This is a genomic window from Streptomyces sp. NPDC056503 (assembly GCF_042794995.1).
GTDB lineage: Bacteria > Actinomycetota > Actinomycetes > Streptomycetales > Streptomycetaceae > Streptomyces.
The window spans coordinates 16,129-35,291 of the sequence record NZ_JBHTST010000048.1; the positions used below are offsets into that span (position 1 = coordinate 16,129).

At 72.1% G+C, this 19,163-nt stretch carries 16 protein-coding genes; 9 read left to right on the forward strand and 7 right to left on the reverse strand.

Going from position 1 to position 19,163, the window contains the following annotated elements; all coding sequences use genetic code 11:
• Positions 1-230: 230 nt before the first annotated feature.
• The 4 genes from ACFQ8C_RS16865 to ACFQ8C_RS16880 form a co-directional block, all read right to left on the reverse strand.
• Positions 231-1,118, reverse strand: a complete 888-nt coding sequence (locus ACFQ8C_RS16865) for a carbohydrate ABC transporter permease (protein WP_383457624.1) — start codon at positions 1,116-1,118, stop codon at positions 231-233.
• Positions 1,119-1,121: 3 nt separating this feature from the next.
• Positions 1,122-2,057: a carbohydrate ABC transporter permease gene (locus ACFQ8C_RS16870; protein ID WP_383457626.1), complete on the reverse strand. Its 936-nt coding sequence runs from the start codon at positions 2,055-2,057 to the stop codon at positions 1,122-1,124.
• Positions 2,058-2,099: 42 nt separating this feature from the next.
• Positions 2,100-3,380 carry an extracellular solute-binding protein gene (locus ACFQ8C_RS16875; protein WP_383457629.1) on the reverse strand — a complete coding sequence of 427 codons (1,281 nt, stop codon included), beginning with the start codon at positions 3,378-3,380 and terminating at the stop codon, positions 2,100-2,102.
• Positions 3,381-3,602: 222 nt separating this feature from the next.
• A complete protein-coding gene (locus ACFQ8C_RS16880; RefSeq protein WP_383457632.1) occupies positions 3,603-6,176 on the reverse strand; it encodes a beta-glucosidase in 2,574 nt (857 codons plus the stop codon).
• A 206-nt stretch (positions 6,177-6,382) separates the two neighbouring features.
• Between ACFQ8C_RS16880 and ACFQ8C_RS16885 the strand changes: the two genes are divergently transcribed.
• A complete protein-coding gene (locus tag ACFQ8C_RS16885) occupies positions 6,383-7,021 on the forward strand; it encodes a TetR/AcrR family transcriptional regulator (protein WP_383457634.1) in 639 nt (212 codons plus the stop codon).
• Between the two features lie 188 nt (positions 7,022-7,209).
• Here the strand turns inward: ACFQ8C_RS16885 and ACFQ8C_RS16890 are convergent, their stop codons facing one another.
• Entirely contained in the window at positions 7,210-8,049 is an 840-nt protein-coding gene (locus ACFQ8C_RS16890) for a class I SAM-dependent methyltransferase (RefSeq protein WP_383457637.1), read from the reverse strand.
• A 132-nt stretch (positions 8,050-8,181) separates the two neighbouring features.
• On the opposite strand from ACFQ8C_RS16890, the gene ACFQ8C_RS16895 reads away from it, so the two are divergent.
• The 3 genes from ACFQ8C_RS16895 (at position 8,182) to ACFQ8C_RS16905 (ending at position 9,907) form a co-directional block, all read left to right on the forward strand.
• Positions 8,182-8,811, forward strand: a complete 630-nt coding sequence (locus ACFQ8C_RS16895) for a DUF4291 domain-containing protein (protein ID WP_383457640.1) — start codon at positions 8,182-8,184, stop codon at positions 8,809-8,811.
• A 255-nt stretch (positions 8,812-9,066) separates the two neighbouring features.
• Positions 9,067-9,399, forward strand: coding sequence for a hypothetical protein (locus ACFQ8C_RS16900; protein WP_383457643.1), 333 nt, complete (start codon positions 9,067-9,069; stop codon positions 9,397-9,399).
• A gap of 55 nt (positions 9,400-9,454) precedes the next feature.
• Complete coding sequence (locus tag ACFQ8C_RS16905) at positions 9,455-9,907, forward strand: ASCH domain-containing protein (protein WP_383457646.1); 453 nt, start codon at positions 9,455-9,457, stop codon at positions 9,905-9,907.
• Between the two features lie 142 nt (positions 9,908-10,049).
• Here the strand turns inward: ACFQ8C_RS16905 and ACFQ8C_RS16910 are convergent, their stop codons facing one another.
• Positions 10,050-10,586: a MarR family winged helix-turn-helix transcriptional regulator gene (locus ACFQ8C_RS16910; protein ID WP_383457649.1), complete on the reverse strand. Its 537-nt coding sequence runs from the start codon at positions 10,584-10,586 to the stop codon at positions 10,050-10,052.
• A 40-nt stretch (positions 10,587-10,626) separates the two neighbouring features.
• Between ACFQ8C_RS16910 and ACFQ8C_RS16915 the strand changes: the two genes are divergently transcribed.
• Positions 10,627-11,601, forward strand: a complete 975-nt coding sequence (locus ACFQ8C_RS16915) for an EamA family transporter (RefSeq protein ID WP_383457652.1) — start codon at positions 10,627-10,629, stop codon at positions 11,599-11,601.
• Positions 11,602-11,847: 246 nt separating this feature from the next.
• Positions 11,848-13,167 carry a PQQ-binding-like beta-propeller repeat protein gene (locus tag ACFQ8C_RS16920; RefSeq protein WP_383457655.1) on the forward strand — a complete coding sequence of 440 codons (1,320 nt, stop codon included), beginning with the start codon at positions 11,848-11,850 and terminating at the stop codon, positions 13,165-13,167.
• Positions 13,168-13,244: 77 nt separating this feature from the next.
• On the opposite strand, the gene ACFQ8C_RS16925 is transcribed toward ACFQ8C_RS16920, so the two are convergent.
• On the reverse strand, positions 13,245-13,937 hold the full coding sequence (locus ACFQ8C_RS16925; protein WP_383457658.1) for a TetR/AcrR family transcriptional regulator: 693 nt from the start codon (positions 13,935-13,937) through the stop codon (positions 13,245-13,247).
• Between the two features lie 53 nt (positions 13,938-13,990).
• Here ACFQ8C_RS16925 and ACFQ8C_RS16930 point away from each other — a divergent pair, with 53 nt between their 5' ends.
• From ACFQ8C_RS16930 to ACFQ8C_RS16940, 3 genes are all read left to right on the forward strand, one after another.
• Positions 13,991-15,109, forward strand: a complete 1,119-nt coding sequence (locus tag ACFQ8C_RS16930; protein ID WP_383457660.1) for an FAD-dependent oxidoreductase — start codon at positions 13,991-13,993, stop codon at positions 15,107-15,109.
• A gap of 716 nt (positions 15,110-15,825) precedes the next feature.
• On the forward strand, positions 15,826-17,346 hold the full coding sequence (locus ACFQ8C_RS16935) for a long-chain fatty acid--CoA ligase (protein WP_383457662.1): 1,521 nt from the start codon (positions 15,826-15,828) through the stop codon (positions 17,344-17,346).
• A gap of 326 nt (positions 17,347-17,672) precedes the next feature.
• On the forward strand, positions 17,673-18,968 hold the full coding sequence (locus ACFQ8C_RS16940; protein WP_383457664.1) for a DUF4241 domain-containing protein: 1,296 nt from the start codon (positions 17,673-17,675) through the stop codon (positions 18,966-18,968).
• The last annotated feature ends 195 nt before the right edge of the window (positions 18,969-19,163 follow it).

A 19,163-nucleotide genomic window follows, 5' to 3' on the forward strand; every position in this document is an offset into this window, starting at 1 on the left:
CGGGTCTCGCAGGGGTGGTGCACCCGGTCGCCCGGGGCGGGGCACTTCGGTGCCCGCCCCGGCCGACCGGAGATCGAAGGGTGGTGCGCCCGCTCTGCCGCGGTGGTGGTGCGGCGGCGGTGGTGTGGTGGCCCGGTGGGGCTCGTCCGGCGCTTGCCTGCCGGGTGCGGGCTGTGGCGCGGCGTGACGCTCGGCGGGTGCGAGGGGTGGGACCGGCCGGTGGCGCGCGGCTACTTCAGGCCGGTGGTGGCGATGCCGGCGATGAAGTGGCGCTGGAAGAGGAGGAAGACGACCAGGACGGGGAGGAGGACGACGGCGGCGCCGGCGAGGAGGACGCCGTAACGGGTGAAGTCCTGGCCGCTGCTGACGAGGGCGAGACCGACGGGCAGCGTGTACTGGTCCTCGTTCTGGGCGACGACCAGGGGCCACAGGAAGTTGTTCCAGGATCCGAGGAAGCTGATGATGCCCAGGGTGGCGAGAGCGGGCGTGGTCATCGGCAGGATGATCCGCCGGAAGATCGCGATCTCTCCGCAGCCGTCCATGCGGGCGGCGTCGATGAGCTCGTCGGGCAGCGAACCGATGAACTGGCGCATCAGGAAGACGCCGAAGGGCGCGGCGAGGAACGGCAGGATCAGCCCGAGGAGCGAGTCCGTCAGCCCGAGGCCGGTCGTCAGCACGTACAGCGGCACGAAGGTGACGAGGCCGGGGACCATCAGGGTGGCCAGGACCAGGGCGAAGACCGCCTTGCGGCCGCGGAACTCCAGTTTCGCCAGGGCGTAGCCGAGCATCGAGCAGAACAGCAGATTGCCCGCGGTGACGGCGAGGGCGACGGCGAGGGAGTTGGCGAACATGCCGACGAAGTCGAGGCTGTCGAACAGTTCGGCGTAGTTCGCGGTGGTCGGGTCGGTGGGGATGAGGACCGGCGGCACCCTGCGGATGTCGGCTTCGGGCTTGAAGGAGCCGGACAGCATCCACAGGAAGGGCGCCAGCATGACGATCAGGGCGCCCGTCATGGGCAGGTAGAGCCAGGGGTTGCCCCAGCGCTGCCGTGTCCGGCGCCGGCGGGCGGGGCGGGAGTCGGCGAGGGCGCTGGTGGCGGAGGTGGCGGAGGTGGCCATGGGTCAGTCCTTCTCCCGCATCACGCGGAACTGCAGCACGGTGAGGGCTGCGATGAGCACGAAGACGACGTAGCTGGCCGCCGAGGAGTAGTCGTAGTTGCCGTAGCCGAACTGGCGGTAGGAGAACATCGTGGCGGACAGCGTGGAGTCCAGCGGGCCGCCGTTCGTCATCACGAACGGCTCGTCGAAGAACTGCAGGTAGCCGATGCCGGTGGTGACCGAGGTGAGCAGGAGGGCCGGGCGCAGCAGCGGCAAGGTGATCCGCCGGAACCGCTGCCACGGGCCCGCGCCGTCGAGCTCGGCCGCTTCCATGAGCGACTGCGGCACTCCTTGGAGCCCCGCCAGCATGATGATCATGACGGTGCCGAGATTGCGCCACACCGCCATGACGATCATGACGGGGAGCGCGAAGCGGGTGTCGGCCAGCCAGGCCGGGCCGTCGATCCCGACCCGACCGAGCACGGTGTTGACCAGGCCGGCGCGGGGTTCGAGGAGGGTCTTCCACACGACGGCGATGGCGACGACGCTGGTGACGACGGGCAGGTAGAGACCGACGCGGAAGACGGCCCGGAAGGCGCGGATGCCCCGGTCGAGGACGACGGCGGCGGCCAGGCCCGCCGCGAGGGTCAGGGGCAGCCCGAACAGGACGAAGACACCGGTGTTGCGCAGGGCGGTGAAGAAGACGGGGTCCTGGAACAGCTCGACGTAGTTGTCCAGGCCGACGAAGCCGACGGCGAACGGGGTCCGAAGGTCCGCGCTCTTGGTGTCGGTGACGCTCATCAGCAGCGACCAGGCGACCGGCAGCAGCATGAACACGGCGAACAGGGCGAGGAACGGCAGGGCCAGGGTCCACGCGGCGCGGCTCTGGCGCCGGGCCGCGGGGGAGGAGGTCCTGGGCCCGCGCCGCCCGGTGGCGGCGGGGGTCGGGGTGAGGGACATGGAGGTTCGTTCCGTCCGTACGGGGGCGGGCCGGGCCGCAGGTCAGCGTCCGGTGCCGATGGAGGTCGCCTTGGACTGGAGGGCCTTCTGCACGTCCTGGACGCCGGCCTTGCCGAGCGCGAGCTTCTCCAGTTCGGAGTCGATGGCCGAGGCGATCTGCTGCCAGGTGGTGAGCGCCGGCGGGGCCTTGGTGACGTCGAGCTGCTTGCGGAAGGCGGCGAGTTTGGCGTTGCTCGTCATGCGTTCGTCGCTCCAGGCACCGATCGCGGCGGGCAGCTGTCCGGTGCCGGCTCCGTAGGTGGCGAGGTTCGTGGCCTCGGTGAGGAAGCGGACGAACTTCCAGGCGGCGTCCTTGTTGTCGCTGCTCTTGAACACGGCGAGGTCGCTGCCGCCGGCCAGGCCCGCGGCGTCGCGGCCGACCGGGAGCGGCATGGTCTGCCAGGCGCCGTCGAGTTCGGGGCTGTCCTTGTGGAGGTTGCCGCCGACGCTGGCGCCCTGCTGGAGGGTGGCGATCAGACCGTCGCGGAAGCCCTGCTGCCCGTCGGTCTTGTCCGTCGGCGCCATCTTGTTCCGGAAGATCTTGCCGTAGTACTCCAGGGCCTGGGTGACCTCGGGGCTGTCGAAGGTGAACGTCTTCGTCTTCGGGTCGTAGATGTCCCCGCCGGACTGCCAGACCAGGGGCAGCCAGAACAGCCAGGCGTTGAAGCCGGTCTGCATGCCCGAGGCGTGGCGCAGCTTCGGGTTCTGCTTGCCGGCGGTCCGCTGGAGGGCTTCGAGGTTCTCGTAGAAGCCGTCCCAGTCGGTGGCGGGACGGGTGATGCCGGCCTTCTCCGCGAGGTCGGTGCGGTAGTAGATCACCGAGGTGTCGGCGATGAAGGGGACTCCGTAGGCGGTGTCCTTGTACTCCGTGGTCTCCCACTGGCCGGGGAAGAAGGCGCCGGGGGAGATCTCCTTCGGGGTGGCCTCGAAGCCGTTCATGGCGGCCATCTCGGCCATCCAGGTGGAGCCGATCAGGGAGACGTCGGGTCCGTTGCCGCCCGCTATCGCGGTGGTCAGCTTGTCGTGCGCGGCGTCCCAGGGGATGGGCGTGATCTGGATGTCGGCGTCGGGGTTCCGCTTCTCGAACTCCTTCGCCAGGGACTCCAGGGTCGGGTCCGGGTCGCCCATGGACCACATGGTGACCTTGCCCTCGGCCGGACCCTCGCCGAGGGAGGCGGCCTGCTTGTCCGGGCCGCTGTCGGCGGACCGGCCGCAAGCCGTGGCGAGCAGCAGGGCGGCGAGGCCGGCGGAGGTGACTCTGACGACGCGGGCGGTACGGGACATGCTCATCACTCCTGGGTGCGGGGCTTTGCGGGGCTTTACGGAGCTTTGCGGCGTACGGGGCTGCCGGGCCGGCAGGGTGGGGGCGGGTCGGCAGGGGAGGGTGGGCCGGGAGGGGCGCCGGGCGGGCATGGAGGTCGGCCCGCCGGGGGAGAAGGCGGCCTGCCGTGACAGGGAAGCGCGTGGGTGGCCGGGAGGTGGCCGAGGGCTGGCCGAGACCGCGGGTCAGCGGGCGGGAGCCGGCGTCGGTCCGGTCCCGCTGTCACCGGTGTGGATGCCGAGGGCGAGGGCTGGATCGAGGTCGAGGTTGAGGTCGAGGTCGAGGTCGAGCCGCAGGTCGCGGCTGGACCGGCCGATCCGCAGGCGGCCGGACCCGGTGCGCGGGCGCCACCGCTGGTGGGTGTCGTCCCAGGTGTGGAAGGCCCGCCACGGCACGGTCAGGGTGACCGTCGTGGTCTCACCGGCCTCGGCCTCGGCCACGGCGAACCCGGCCAGGACCCGGACGGGATCGCCCGGTGCGGCAGGGGCTTCGAGGTACGCCTGGACGACCTCCCGTCCTCGGCGGGGACCGGTGTTGGTGAGGGTCACCGTGACGGGCAGTCCGTCCCCGCCGGCGGGGCGGGACGGTGGGGCGGGGACGGACGGTTCAGGGGCTTCGGCGGCGGTGTAGGACCAGGTGGTCCAGCCCAGGCCGTGGCCGAAGGGGAAGGCGGGCCCGGTGCCGGCGCGGTCGTAGGCGCGGTGGCCGATGTGGAGCCCTTCGCGGTAGTCGACGACACCGCCGACCGGCACGGCGTCGGGGACGGGGACGTCCGTGGCGCGGGCGGGCAGCGTCCAGGGCAGGCGACCGGCGGGTTCGGCGCGGCCGAACAGGACGTCGGCGAGCGCGTGCCCCGCCTCCTGTCCGGGCAGCCACTGCCACAGCAGGGCGGGGACCTGGTCGGCCCACGGCAGCAGGACCGGGGCGCCGGCGTTGACCACCACGACGGTCCGGGGGTTGGCGGCGGCCACGGCGCGCACCAGCCGGTGCTGCTGGGTGGTGAGCTCCAGGTCGGGGCGGTCCCAGCCCTCGGACTCGATCTCCTCGTTGGTGCCGATGACCACGACCGCGACGTCGGCCGCGCGGGCCGCCTCGGCGGCTTCGGCGATCTCGTCCTCGACGGTCGGACCGGGCGGCTGGTGGCGGACGTGCGCGGTGACGAAGCGGCCGTAGCCCTCGCCGTCGACGACGCGCAGGTCGATCCGCAGGCTCAGTTCGACCGGTGTGGCGCCGACCCGCACGGTGTGACGGTGGGTGGCGGGGTGGTTGTGGCCGGACTCGAGGATGAGCTCGACGCCCCGGTCGTCCGTGCCGGAGTGCACGACGTCGTGGTCCAGGGCGACGGTGAAACGCCCGGCGCAGCCGAACTCCAGGGTGTGGGCGCCCTCTTCGGCCAGCGTGATGCGACCGGTGAGGACGACGTCGCGCGCGCCGTCGGGTACGCGGAAGAAGCCCCAGTTCCCCGTGGGGCGGACCTCCTCGCCCACCGCGGTGCCGTCGGCGGCCAGGTAGGCGGCGTGCAGGCCGGTGAGGCGGGCGGGGTCGACGAAGGGGGCGTGGCGCCGGGAGGAGCCGCCTCGGCGCACGGTCAGCGTGACGTCGTCGGGGAGCGCGGTGCGGATGCCTTCGACGTAGCCGATGGTGCGGACGGCGGGGACGTAGGCGCTGCCGCCGCCCTGGAGGTAGGGCTCGACGGCGTTCGGGCCGATCAGCGCGATGCTGCCGAGCCGGCCGGTGTCGAGCGGGAGGAGGTCCCGTTCGTTGCGCAGCAGGACGGTGCCGCGGGTGAGGACCTCGCGCAGGGTGGCGAAGTCGCTCTCGCCGGCCGGTGCGGGCCGCGGGGCGGCGGGGAGCGGCGGGGGCTGCTCGCCGGGGGTCCAGGGGGCGGTGAGCTTGCCGACGCGGGAGGCGAGGCGCATCAGGCGCAGGACCTTGTCGTCGATGACGGCCTCGTCCACCTCGCCCCGCTCCACCGCGTCGACGAGGGCGGCGCCCCACGGGCCGTCGGGGCCCGGCATCACGAGGTCGAGACCGGCGTTGGCCGCGGGCGCGGCCGTCTGCGTGGCGGCCCAGTCGCTGATCACGGCGCCGTCGAAGCCCCACTCGTCCTTCAGGACGCCCCGCAGGATCCGCCGGTGCTCCAGGACGGGCGCGGACTCGGTGCCGTCGTCGAGGCCGGAGTAGGCGCCCATGACGCTCCACGGTCCGGCTTCGGCCATGATCCGCTCGAACGGCGCGAGATGGACCTCGCGCAGGGTGCGGGCGTCGATCCGGGCCCGGTAGCGGGTACGGTCGGTCTCGGAGTCGTTGGCGACGAAGTGCTTCAGGCACGCCGCGACGCCCTCCTGCTGCAGGCCCCGCACCAGGGCGGCGCCGAGCGCGCCGGAGAGCAGCGGGTCCTCGGAGAGGCACTCGAAGTGCCGCCCGGCGACCGGGGTGCGCTGCAGGTTGACCAGCGGCGCGAGGACCACGTCCACGTTCTTGCGGCGGGCTTCGGCGGCGAACAGCCGGCCCAGCCGCTCGGCGAGCGCGGTGTCCCAGGTGGCGGCCGTCGCGCTCGGGGCGGGCGCCAGCAGACCGGTCTCGCCGGGCACCTCGCCGGTGCCCCGCACGCCCTGCGGCCCGTCGGAGGTGACCACCGCGTGCAGGCCGAGCCGCGGTTCCGCGGGCAGCGCCCACAGGGTCGCCCCGGTCAGCAGCCGCACCTTCTCGGCCAGGTCCAGGCTCTCGACCAGCTCGACCCGGCGGCTCTCATCCACTTGTTCCAGCTGGTCCGGGAGGTCGGAGGCAGGGGGCGACGGGACGGGCATGGAGATCCTTTCGAGCCGTGACAGCGGCGTGTCGTCGTGATGACGGCCACATGAAAGCACACTTGCTAAGTACTTAGTAAGTGGTGCGGGTCACAGTGGACACCCGGTGCCGGGAAGTCGATCACCGAAAGCGCGGAGGGACCTATGCTGGGCGGGTGAGTAACCAGTCGGTAAGCGGAACGAACCGCAAGACGCAGCCGCGTACGCCCCGCAGCCCGGAGGCCAAGCAGCGGCAGCAGGACATCCTGCGCATCGCGATGGACACGTTCGCCGCCCGCGGCTACAACAACGCCTCGCTCCAGGAGATCGCCGACCTCGCCGGACTGACGCAGGCAGGAGTGCTGCACTACTTCCGCTCCAAGGCGAACCTGCTGACCAGCGTCCTGGACAAGCGCGACGCCGACGACATGGAACAGCTCGGCACCGAACGCCCCCGGGGCCTGGCGTTCCTGCGACACCTGGTCGACACCACGTCCCGCAACGCCCGACGCGAAGGGATCGTGCGGCTGTACGCGGTGCTGTCCGCCGAGAGCGTCACCGACGGACATCCCGCCCAGGACTACTTCCGTACCCGCTACGAGGGCCTGCGCGCCATGGTCGCCGAGGCCCTCCGGGAGGCATGCGAACTCGGCGAGATCGAGGGAGACACCTCGGTGGAGGACACCGCCAACGCGATCATCGCCGTCATGGACGGCCTACAGGTGCAGTGGCTGCTGTCCCCGGACCGCGTGGACATGGCCGCCTCCACCGACCGCGCCATCACCGCCCTCATCCACGGACTCACCCCACGCTGACCTCGGCCGGGTACGCGTCGCCCCAGGCACCCACACGACCCCAGGACACCGCAGCGACCGGCCGCGGACCAGGCGACCGACCGGCTCCCCGCTCCCCGCACGCGCGGGGGCCTGAAGCCCTGACCGGGGGAGCTTCGCTCCCTCGGACTCCGTGACCGACGAAGGGCGTGACGGCGTGCCGGCCGGAGTCACCGCCGACGTGCCACCGCCGACTCGACGAGACAGCGCTTGGTCACCCGACCGCCGAACCGCCCGTCGATCAGGCCCGCGACGCATCCCAGCAGACCGTTCCTGGCGGCTGCCGGAAGAGCTCGGTGGCCGGAGTACGTCCGAAGCAGTTTCAGGTACTCCGACGTGGTGTACGTGAGGTCCTGCTCGTACCGACGGAACACCGTGGGGCCGAACGCGCCGCTCCGCACGACTTCCCGGGCGTGGTCCGAGCCGTCGACGTCGGCGGCATCCGGAGGCCGCAGCCCGGGCGGCGTCTCCGGGTCGAACCGCTCGTAACAGCGCTGGACCTCGATGAAGAACTCCTCGGTACCGCCCCTCACATGCTGGGTTCGCACCACGGCGAGCGCCCCGCCCGGACGCAGCGCCTCGGCGGCCTTCGCCACCCGCACCGCAGGGTCGATCCAGTGGAAAGAGGTCGCGGCGAGGACCACGTCGAACGAGTCCGCCGGCAGGGGCCAGCTCTCGAAGTCCGCCGTGACGATCTCCACCCCCGCGACCCCTTCCAGATTGCGGCGGGCGACCGCGGCCATGCTCGGTCCCGCCTCGACGGCCGTGATCCGACAGCCTCGCTCGGCCAACGGCCGCGTGGCCTGGCCGGTCCCACAGCCGATCTCCAGCACCCGGCTGCCCGGGCAGGCGCCGGCGAACTCCGCGAGGTCGTCGTACAGCTCCGCCGGATAGCCGGGCCGGGCCTGGTCGTACGACTCCGCGTCCTCGTCGAACGTCCGGCTGAGGCGCACTCGCCGGGATTCCTCGGGCCGGTCGTCACGCCTCGGGTGCGTGCTGTCGTCGGACATGCGGAGCAGGCTAGGCGATGCCCGTCGGTCCACGAGCGGAAAGAGCGGCGTGAACCACCCCAAGGCGTGGGCGCTCCACGGTAGTTCCCCTCTGCCGCCGCGGACTCGGCGACGCCGTGCCGCGGTAATTCGATGGCGCACGTGAAGGGGAGTGATCACCCTGGTCCGGTGACAGAACCCACGTATCGGATCCGGGCCCTCCATACGGACTCCACCATCACCGTGTACCAGGCGTACCCGCCGGAGATCGGTCTGCCCGCCGGCCGGGAGGGGCGATTCCCCGCAACGTGGAAGCGGGACAGGATGACGTGGATCAAGCCGTCGTTCCTGTGGATGATGTACCGCAGCGGCTGGGGCACCAAGGAAGGCCAGAAGCGTGTTCTCGCCGTGGAGATAGCCCGGGAGGGCTTCGAGTGGGCACTGCGGCACGCCTGCCTGTCCCACTACGAACACGGCCTCCACACCGACCGCGACACGTGGAGACGCCGACTGAACCGGGCTCCTGCGCGCGTGCAATGGGACCCCGAACGCGACCTGCGCCTTCAGTCGCTTCCCCACCGATCGCTCCAGCTCGGCCTGGCAGGCGAAGCCGCACGTCGCTACGCCGACGAATGGATCGTCTCCCTCACCGACGTCACACCGCTCGCCCGCGTGATCCACGGACATGTACAAGACGGAGAACTGGACGCCGCCCGGCGACTCCTACCGCGCGAACGCCCCTACCCCGTGGGCGATGAGGCTCTGAGCCATCTGCACCGCTAGGCAGAACCCTGGGGCCTGTCCGGTCGGTCCACGGCGTTCGATGGTTCCTCGGCGACGTCCTGTTCCGTCCATCCCGCAGAGGCCGCATCGCCGCTCCCCACTCGCGCGGGGAAGGTTCGCGGACAGCGCCGCGCGAGCAGGCCGGTGGACGCCGCTCTTCGCGGCCGCGGGCGCAGTCGGTTCGACACCGGCGCCGCCGGCCAGCGATCATCACGACTACCCGCACGACCGACACCGCTCAGGGAAGGCCCCGCCGTGACTCAGCAGACCGACCTCGATCAGACCGACGCGGATCAGACCGAGCCCGCCTCCGCTGTGGCGACCGTCAAGCGCTTGTGGAAGGACAACAAGAAGCTCATCGCCGGGGTCGGGGCCGGAGCGGTCGCGGCTGTCGTGGCCGTCGTGGTCGTCGCCCACCGCGCCCGGGGAGAGGAATCCGGTGAGGAGCGGGAGGTCACCGAGGACCCCGAGACCGGCGAGAGCGGGGCGTCCGGACAGAGCGGGAAGTGCGCCGACGGTTGGTCCTCCCCCTCCATCGGGAAGCAGGGCGCCTGCAGCAGCCACGGTGGAGTCGCCTCGGACGAGTAGCAGCGGCTCACCCGTGGGCCCGGTTCCCCACCGTTCCGGATGAATATGATCATCCGTGTGCCGCCTGTCGAACGGCGGGCCGACCGTTCCGGAGTGGGGTGAAGAGACGATGTGGCCGCGAGTCGACGGCATGCGTGCGCTGGAACTGGGATCGCCGGGGAGCATGCGGGACGAGCTGAACTCGTTGGTTCTGGCGGGTACCAAGACCGCCACGACGTGTCTGCTCGACGAGTACGCGCAGGAGATGGAGGGCCTGGAGTACGTCGGTGAGCGACAGGCCCTGCTCGACAACACGGGCCGACGTATCGCCACCCTGATGTTCACCGGTGTCGAAGTGAAGCCCTTCGGCGAGGTCACCTGGGAACACGCCAGGGCGGAGGGCGAAGGCGACGCGTCCCTTCACGACTGGCGCGAGGTGCACCGCCGCTTCTGGGGCGAGGAGGGGACATCGGTCGATGACCACGTCGTCGTCGTGTGCCTTGCCTTCCGCGTGGTGGAACACGGCTGACACCACGTCGAGTCCGAGTGGGAGCGGTTCGGCGTCCGAGTACGGGGGCCGGCCGCCGCCGTGACCTTCCCGCGTACGGGGCCTGTGGCGCAGCCGGACGCACGGCCGGACCGCCCACGTCACGCGGCTGGTCCGGGCCGCGTCACCTTTCGGGGGCCGGTCGATCGAGCGGTGCGACCGGGTCCATGCGGGAGAGCCAGCTGGTGAGCAGGGTTTCGAGCGACGCGGCTTCGGCGGGTGTGAGCAGATCCAGCAGGCGGTGTTCGTTCCGCATGTGGTCGGTGAACGCCCGGTCGACCAGTTCACGTCCGGGGGTGGTGAGGGCGACGATCCGGCCGCGCTGGTCGTCGTCGGACCGGCGGCGGGTGACGAGTCCGGCTCGCTCCAGGCGGTCGATTCTCTTCGTCATCGCGCCGGTGGTGACCATGGTGTGCGCGGCGAGCTCGCCCGGTGCCCGCTCGTAGGGCTCCCCGGCCCGGCGCAGGGCGCACAGGACGTCGAACTCTCCTTCGCCGAGGCCGTGGCGGCCGTAGACGAGGCAGAGTTCCTCGGTGAGCCGGTCGGCCAGACGGTGCAGTCGGCCGATCACTCCCTGTGGGCTGACGTCGAGGTCGGGCCGCTCGCGGCGCCAGTCGGCCTGGATGCGGGCCACGTGGTCCAGCGGTTCACCTTGGTTCATGCGCACCATAATAGCTTCCAAGGAAGTTATTATGGCTTCCATGGAAGCCAAAATGCGGTGGGTGGCTCTGACCGCGGTCGCCCCGGTGGCCTGGGGGACCAACTACTTCGTCACCCACGAGTTCCTGCCGGCCGACCGCCCGCTCTACGGGGCCGCCCTGCGGGCGCTCCCCGCCGGCCTCGTCCTGCTCGCCCTGCGCAGGCAGCGGCCGCGCGGCGCGTGGTGGTGGCGGTCCGCGGTGCTCGGGCTGCTCAACATGAGCGTGTTCTTCGTCCTCGTCTACGCCGCCTCCCAGCTGCTTCCGACGAGCGTCGCCTCGACCGTCATCGCGGTCTCCCCGCTGACGATGATGCTCATCGCCTGGCTCCTGGTGTCCGAGCGGCCCGGCGTCACACACCTGGCCGGTGCCGTGATCGGACTCGGCGGGGTCTGTCTCACACTGCTCACCGGCGTGGAGGGGGTGAGCGTGCCGGGAGTCCTCGCCTCGGCCGCCGCCATGCTGGTGTCGTCCTTCGGGCACGTCCTGACCAAACGGTGGGACGCCGGCGCCGATGTGCTCGCCTCGACCGCCTGGCAACTCACCGCCGGAGGTCTGTTCCTGCTCCCGGTCGCGGCAGTCGTGGAGGGCCCTCCGCCGGCGTTCTCGGCACCGACGCTCCTCGCGTTCGGCTACGTCGCCCTGATCGCCACCGCGCTGGCCTTCGCGGCCTGGTTCACCGGGCTGCGCCACCTGCCCGCGGGGACGGTCGGGCTGATCGGGCTGCTCAACCCCGTCACCGGCGTGCTGCTCGGCATCGTGGTCGCCGGGGAGGTGGTGACCGTGCGGCAACTGTGCGGACTGGCCCTGATCCTGACCGGAGTCGTCCTCGGCCGGCCCGGGCGCGTGGGCCGACGCGCCGACGGTCAAGCGCCTCCCCGTCCGGTATCCGGCGCGTGTCCCGCGCGAGACGCCTTCGACGCGCCGCCCTCCGTGCGGGTCGGCGAGGGGAGCAGGGCTTCGGACGACGGCGATTGAAGTCCCGTCATCCACCACACGCCTTCGGTGCCACGGCCGGTCGTCGCCTCGCGATCCCCGTGCCGGCCCCGGCGCGGTCTGTCTCCGTGGCGGGGGAGCGGGGAGGGGGTGACCGGCGATGACCGAAAGGCGGTCATACGGTCCGGTGCTCTGTCGGTTCCGGGCCCGAACCTCTCTGGCATCTTCCGTCGCGCTGATCGAAACTGGCCTGGCGTACGCCGAGTCGGGCCGAGTCGAGGGGGAGACATGCGCGCTGGATTACACGGAAGAGCCGCCGTCGCCGCTGTGCTGCTGCTGTTCGTGGTCGGGTGCGGCGGGGGACAGGGAGACGGGGCGAAGGACGACCACCCCAGCAGGACGGCCGAGCACGAGGAGAGCGCTCGGCCGGAGGAGACCACTCGGCCGGAAGAGACCCTCGCGCCGCTCGTCGCGCACGATCCTCCCGTGAAGTTCGGCGCCGCGAGTGCGGCGGCCCTGGAGGACGTCGAGGTCGGCGCGGTCGCGCTGGACGGCCGGAAGGCCTACACGTACGCGTCGGAACGAGGAAGGATCGTCGTCGTCGACCTGGCCTCCGGCGAGAGGGTCGGCGACGGCGCCGGGCCTCAGGGGGCGCTTCCCGACACCTATGGCGTGGACACCCTGGAGTTCAAGGCGCCGCTGTGTGAGCGGACGCGGCCGGGGGTCGGGACGGTCGGCGGCAAGCGGATGGCGGTCGGGGTGTTTCCCACGGTGATCAAGGGGACGGGGACCACGGCCGACCGCTGGACCTTCGAGCTGGTCGCGGTGGACGCGACCTCCGGGCAGGCCGCGTTGCGGGCCCCGCTGGACGTACCTGTGGGCGGTGACGTCTGCGAAGTCGCGGGAGTGTCGGAAAGCACGGCCGTACTCGTCCTGGGAGGAAGCCCCGACTACCCGACCACGTACGGAGTCGACCTGGCCACCGGCAAGCGGCTGTGGGAGCGGCCCGACTTCGAGGGGCGGTTCGTCCAGGGCGGGAAAGTCGTGGGCAAGGACCACTCCGGAGAAGGGACCGTCATGACGGCGCTGGACGCCTCCACCGGGAAGCAGCGGTGGCAGTCGGAGACCTTCACCTCGGACGCGGAGATCGGAACGTTCTCTCCCCGGCTGATCCACATCAGCGAGTCCTCCGACTACGGCGGTGACCGGGTGCTGAGGATGTCCGACGGGAAGCCTCAGGACGTCGAGGGCTTCGGCGAGAGGCTGCACGAGATCGAGAAGTGCGTCCACGACCGGGCGGCTCACACCTTCTGCTTCGCGCGCACCGTCGAGGGCGGAGAGCTGTCGGGGTACGACGCGGTGAGCGGCAAGCGACTGTGGCGGGTGGGGGGCGTTTCCGACACGGAGGGCCGCGAGGCGCCGCTGCTCCTGACCGCGTTCCACGGCGCGGTCTACGGACGGCTCCTGGAGGACGGGCGGCCGGGGGATCCCGTCGTCCTGGACGGCAGGACCGGCAGGGACCGGGAGCTGGACCCCGGCGCGGCTCCCCTCGTGGTGAACGAGTACGCCGCGCTGACCTCGCAGGGGCTGTACACGACGTCGGGGTGAGGGGAAGGGGCTCCCCCCGTACGTCTGGGAGGTCCCCGGCCGTCGAGCTCGTCGGGGACCACGCGTACTGCCCGTCGTCACGCCGGCGGCCGGGGGAGTCTGGCGGCCACCGCGTCGAGGACCCAGTCGAGGCCGGTCGCGAAGGAGGTCTCGGCGTCCACGTCCGTGCCGTCGTGGACGGCCTTGGCCAGCGCCGGGAAGCGGCCCGTGGCGAGCATTCTCGTGACATGCGGCCCGTAGGCGCGCTGCCAGTCGCGTTCGGACAGGCCCGTGGCGCGCTCGGCCCGCAGGTTCGCGATCTCGCGCCTGATCGCTCCGGTGGAGTAGGCGCTGACGGTCTCCACGGCGCGCATGACGGTGTCGACGTCGGCGAGACCGTCCAGGGCGGCCAGCGTGGCCTCGGTGACCGCGAGGCCGTTCGGACCCAGGGTCGGGCGGCCGCCGAGCAGGTCGGCCAGCCATTCGTGCCGGAGAGCGGTCCGCCTGGTGCGGTGGGCGAGGACGCGAAGCGCCTCCCGCCAGTCGGCGGATCGCTCCTCGGGGAGGATCTCGGCCTGGACCTCGTCCACCATGAGGTCGAGCAACTCCTCCTTGGTGGCGATGTATCCGTACAGCCGCATCGGTCCGGCGTTCAGCCGGGCGGCGACCTTGCGCAGCGACACCGCTTCCAGTCCGCCTTCGTCGGCCAGCGCGACGGCGGTCGCGACGATCCGCTCCCGGTCGAGCGGCGCGGGGCGAGTCGGCGGCTCCGGCCGGTCCCACACAGTCATGGTCACACCGTTCTGTTGCGATGCATCGTATCGGAGAAATACAGTGTATCGGCATGAGACATCGTATCGCCGTAGTCGGAAGCGGCCCCGCCGGCCTCACCTTCGCCCGTGTCCTGCACCGTCACGGCCATTCCGTCGCCGTCCTCGAACGCGATCCCTCTCCCGACGCCCGCCCCCCGGGCGGCACGCTGGACCTGCAGGAAGGGCTGGGCCAGCTCGCGCTGGACAAGGCGGGGCTGCTGGCGGAGTTCCAGGCGCTGTCCCGCCCCGAGGGGCAGGCCATGCGCATCCTGGACACGGACGGAACGGTCCTGCGCGACTGGCTGCCCGGTCCGGACGACCGGGCCCATCCCGAGATCGACCGCGGGCAACTCCGCGACCTGCTCCTCGGCCCTCTCGACGTCCAGTGGGGCCGGGGCGTGACGCGGGTGGTCCCGGGAACCCGGGACGGCGTACTGGTCCATTTCGAGGACGGGCGGCAGGAGGGCTTCGACCTCGTGGTCGGCGCCGACGGCGCCTGGTCCCGGGTCCGCCCGGCGGTCTCGTCGGTGACGCCGCATTACACCGGCGTCACCTTCGTCGAGACCTCCCTCGACGACGTCGACACCCGCCACCCCGACCTCGCCCGGTTGGTCGGAGACGGCTCCGTGGCCGCGTACGGGGTGAACCGAGCCGTCGTCGCCCAGCGCAACAGCGGTGGCCACGTCAAGGTGTACGCCCAGTTCCGCGCACCGCTGGACTGGCACACGGACCTGGACCTGACCGACGTCGAGGCGGTGCGATCGAGTCTGCTGGCCATGTTCGACGGCTGGGCCGCTCCCGTCCTCGACCTCCTCCGCCACGGCACCGCTTTCACCCACCGCCCCCTCTACGTCCTGCCCGAGTCCCACACCTGGACCCACGTCCCCGGGGTGACGCTCCTGGGCGACGCCGCCCACCTGATGCCCCCCTTGGGGGCGGGCGCCAATCTCGCGATGCTGGAAGGCGCCGAACTCGCCGAGTCCATCGCCACCGGCCCCGCGGACCTGGGCGAGACCGTCCGCGCCTTCGAGGAACGGATGTGGGCACGGGCCGGCAGGTGGGCCAGGATCACGGCGGCCGGACTGGAGCGCCTCGTGAGCCCGGACCCCGCCCAGGCCCTCGCCCTCTTCGATCAGGTGCAGCCGTCCTGACCGCCGGGCGCGAGAGCCCCGGCCGGTGACCGGACCGGCCGTCTTCCACGCGGCGAACCGTTCCGGTAGGCCACTTCCGTACCCCGCGCGCGGGGTACGGACTTCGGGCGGCCTCACCGGGGAGAAGCCGCGTCCCGTCTCCGCTTCCGCGAGGCGAGGTCCTGCGGTCAGGGCCCGTTCGCGGGGAGGTCCATGGGTGCCGGCGGCGCGGCCGGCGCCCGGGCGGGACCGCGTCGCCGGGCGGCGGGCGGTCAGGGGCGAGCTGAGCTGAGCTGAGCTGGGCTGAGCTGGGCTGAGCTGGGCTGAGTGCGGCCACTCGCTCGTCATTCCAGAGCCCATGCGGGCCTGGTGCGCCGCCCCTCCCCCTTTCCACGCGTCCGTCCCCTGGCTATAGTCCAAAACTAGCAGTGCTAATTTTACGGCGCGTCCATCGACAGGAGCCGACGTGCCCGCGATGACCTTCGACACCGCCGAGCGCCTCGGCCCCTCGACGAGCGACAGGAGACCACCACCAGGCGCCCCCGCAGTCCGGTGCCGTACGGCCCGAGCACGGCGCAGCGTCGTCGCGGTCGCCATCGGCGATGACACGTCTCTCGTCAGCGGACGAACGCCGTGTACAAGGCGCGGCGTCCGCTGATGCCCGTCGTGGGCGGAGCGGCCCGCGACACCCCTCCTGGTCCAGAGCCGCACCAGCACGGAACGGAGTAACCCTCCCCATGTCCACTCTCTCGCTCGCCGCGATCCTCGCCGACAACGCCCGCCGCAGGCCCGACAAAGAGGCACTCGTCCAGGGCGAACTGCGCCTGACGTTCGCCGAGGTATGGGCACAGGTCCGTACGCAGGCCGCCGCGCTCGTCGAGCGGCTCGACGTCCGCCCGGGCGACCGGGTGGCCCTGATGGCGCCGAACACCGTCGACTTCCCGCTCGCCTACTACGCGATCCTCGCGGCCGGCGGCGTGGTCGTCCCCGTCCACCTGCTGCTCTCCGCCCCGGAGGTCGAGCACGTCCTGCGCGACAGCGACGTGAAGCTGCTGCTCTGCCACCCCTCGCAGGCAGCCGTCGGCACCGCGGCCGCCGAGGCCGTCGGCGCCCGCCTCGTCGGCCTCGGGGACGGCGGCGAACTCGACCGCCTCGCCAGGGAGACCACCCCGATCCGGGTCCACACGGCCCGCGCCGCCGACGACCCGGCCGTCATCTTCTACACCAGCGGCACCACCGGCGTACCCAAGGGCGCCGTGCTCAGCCACCTCAACCTGGTGATGAACGCGACCGTCGACGCCTTCGACTGCAACGAGTACGTCCCCGACGACATCGTCCTCGGCTCACTGCCCCTGTTCCACGCCTTCGGGCAGACCACCTCCCTGAACGCCGTGTGGCGCGCGGGCAAGACCCTCGTGCTCCTGCCCCGCTTCGACGCGGCCGCGGCCCTGGACCTGATGGTCCGCGAGAAGGTGACGGTCTTCCACGGCGTGCCCACCATGTACATCCACCTCCTCGCCGCCGCGGAGAAGGCCGCGCGGCTGCCCCGGCTGCGCATCGGCGTCTCCGGCGGCGCCTCCCTCCCCGTCACCGTCCTCCACCGCTTCCAGGACCTTTTCGGCTCCCCGGTGTACGAGGGCTACGGCCTGAGCGAGACCTCGCCCGTCGCCACCGTCAACCAGCCCTGGTACGGCGCGCGGCCGGGCACCGTCGGTCACGCGATCTGGGGCGTGGACGTGGAGATCGCCCGCGCCGGGGTGGACGACCGCGTCGAGCTGCTGCCCACCGGCGATCTGGGAGAGATCGTCGTGCGCGGCCACAACGTCTTCACCGAGTACCTGGGCCGCCCCGAAGCCACCGCCGAAGCGCTCGTCGACGGCTGGTTCCGCACCGGCGACCTCGGCACCAAGGACGCCGACGGCTACCTCACGATCGTCGACCGCAAGAAGGACGTCATCATCCGGGGCGGCTACAACGTGTACCCGCGCGAGGTCGAGGAGGTGCTCATGCGCCACCCCGGCGTCGGCCACGCCGCCGTCATCGGCCTCGCCGACGACGTGCACGGCGAGGAGGTCTGCGCCGTCCTGGTCCCCAAGCCGGGCGCGAACCTCGTTCCGGGCGAGGTGATCGCCTGGTCCAAGGAACACCTCGCCAAGCACAAGTACCCGCGCCGCGTCGAGATCACCGACGAGCTCCCGCTCGGCCCCAGCATGAAGGTCCTCAAGCGCGAGCTGAAGGCGACGTACGCGAAGGACTGAACCCCCGGCCGGAGGCGGCGACAGACCGGAACGCATGTCGGAGAGTGTGGAACACCGCACGCGTGGAACGACGCTCCCCGCCGGCCGCCGGGGAGCGCCTGGGACGCCGAGCGGCGCGAGGCGTACGCCGACGACCCGGACGCCGCCACATCGCCGGTCCTGGTGACCGCGCGCTCGAACCGGGCGCAGGCCGACCGGGATCCGGCCGAGGGGAGGGCGCCGCCGCCGCGCTGTCGCGGTGCGGTGCCCGGCGCGCCCGTTGTCACCGGTGACGGCTACGTTGCAGTTCGGCACATTCGCGAGCGGGAGCAGGGGAGCGGCCGGCCATGGTGATCGAGGTGGGGTACGCCCGGGCGTGGGACGTGCGGTCCCGCACGCCTTGGCGACCGATATCGGTGGGGGAGGCTCGTGAGCGGGATGCCGCCGGGCTTCCGTACGTGGTGGTGTACCGGGCGGCGGGCCGGGAGGCTCCGCTGGAGGTCCGGCTTGTTTCCTGGCGGGACCACCACGTCGGGTTGTGGGTCTACGACGCCGAAGGCCGGCGTACCTACGAGCTGGACATGCGGCTGCTGGACGACCCCGCGCGGCTGCTGCGCCGGTACACCGCCGGCTGGAGCTATGCCGGCCCCGAGACGGCGGAGTTCGACGAGCGGTGTCCGCGTATCACCGTGGAGCTCTTCCCGGACGGGAGGGGCCGGCGGACGGAGGAGCCCCGGGGCGAGGGCGGAGGCGCCCACGTCACCGTGCCCACGGTCCGTGACGACGAGCGCTGGACGGACCGGCCCGCCTTCGGGGAATGGCCGCTGCTCTCGGCCGAGGTCCACGGGTTCACGGAACCGCCCGTCTTCGAGATCACCGAGGCGGTGGCGGCCGACGACAGCAGCGGCCCTGCGCCGGCCACCTGTTGGCGTCCGCCCCGCCCCGCGCGGCCCGGGCCGATCACGGAGCTGTTCCGGCCCGGCGTGCGGGTGACCGACGGGTACCACCCGGAGATGACGGTCGTGGAGCCGCGTCGGACCGGAGCCCTGCGCGTGCCCAGCGGCCTGCTGGCCGTCTCCGGCCCGGACGGCGGCGACGACGACGGGCCGCACCTCACGGTCCGCGTCCCGCCCGGGGAGTACGTACTGGAGGAGGCGCAGGCCAGTTACTCCTACCACTGCGAGTGGAGGGGGCGCCAGGTCACGAGTACGGACACGATGGCCGTACGCGTGCTCGTCAGCGAGGTCCCCGCCGCGACGTGGGAGATGGCCTCCCGGCCCGACGACGACCCCCGCCTGCTCACGGAGAACGGGATCTTCGGCTTCGTCACCGACGGCGCGACGGGCTGCTTCGCCGACGCCGGGGCCTGGGAGCCGCTCCTCGCGCTCTTCGAGAAAGGGCTGATCCAGGGGGACCCCGACCTGGGCCCGGACGTGTACGAGGACATCAGCGACTCCATGTACCTGCTGCGCGCCCGGGACCAGGCCTCCGGCGGCGAGCTGGTGGCCTTCGCGACGACGGGGGACGGCACCTATCCCGTCTGGGTCGGCCGTTCCGAGGCCGGTGAGGTGGTCGGGGTCGTCGTGCTGGTGGAGGGGATGCCCGAGCTGCTGCCCGAGACCGAGGCCACCGCGGGTGCCTGACGGGCCCGCAGGAGTCCCGTTCCCCTCTGCCGCGTCCTGCCCGACGGACGCGTGGGTCGGCTGCTCGCCGACCCGCGCCCGGCTCCGCGCGGCGCGCGGGGCCGCCGTCGGCAGGGACGGCGCCGACGACGGAGAGCCGAGCGCCTGGAGCACGTTCCGGAGTCGGAGACCGCGTTCCGGCACGGCGGCGTCCCC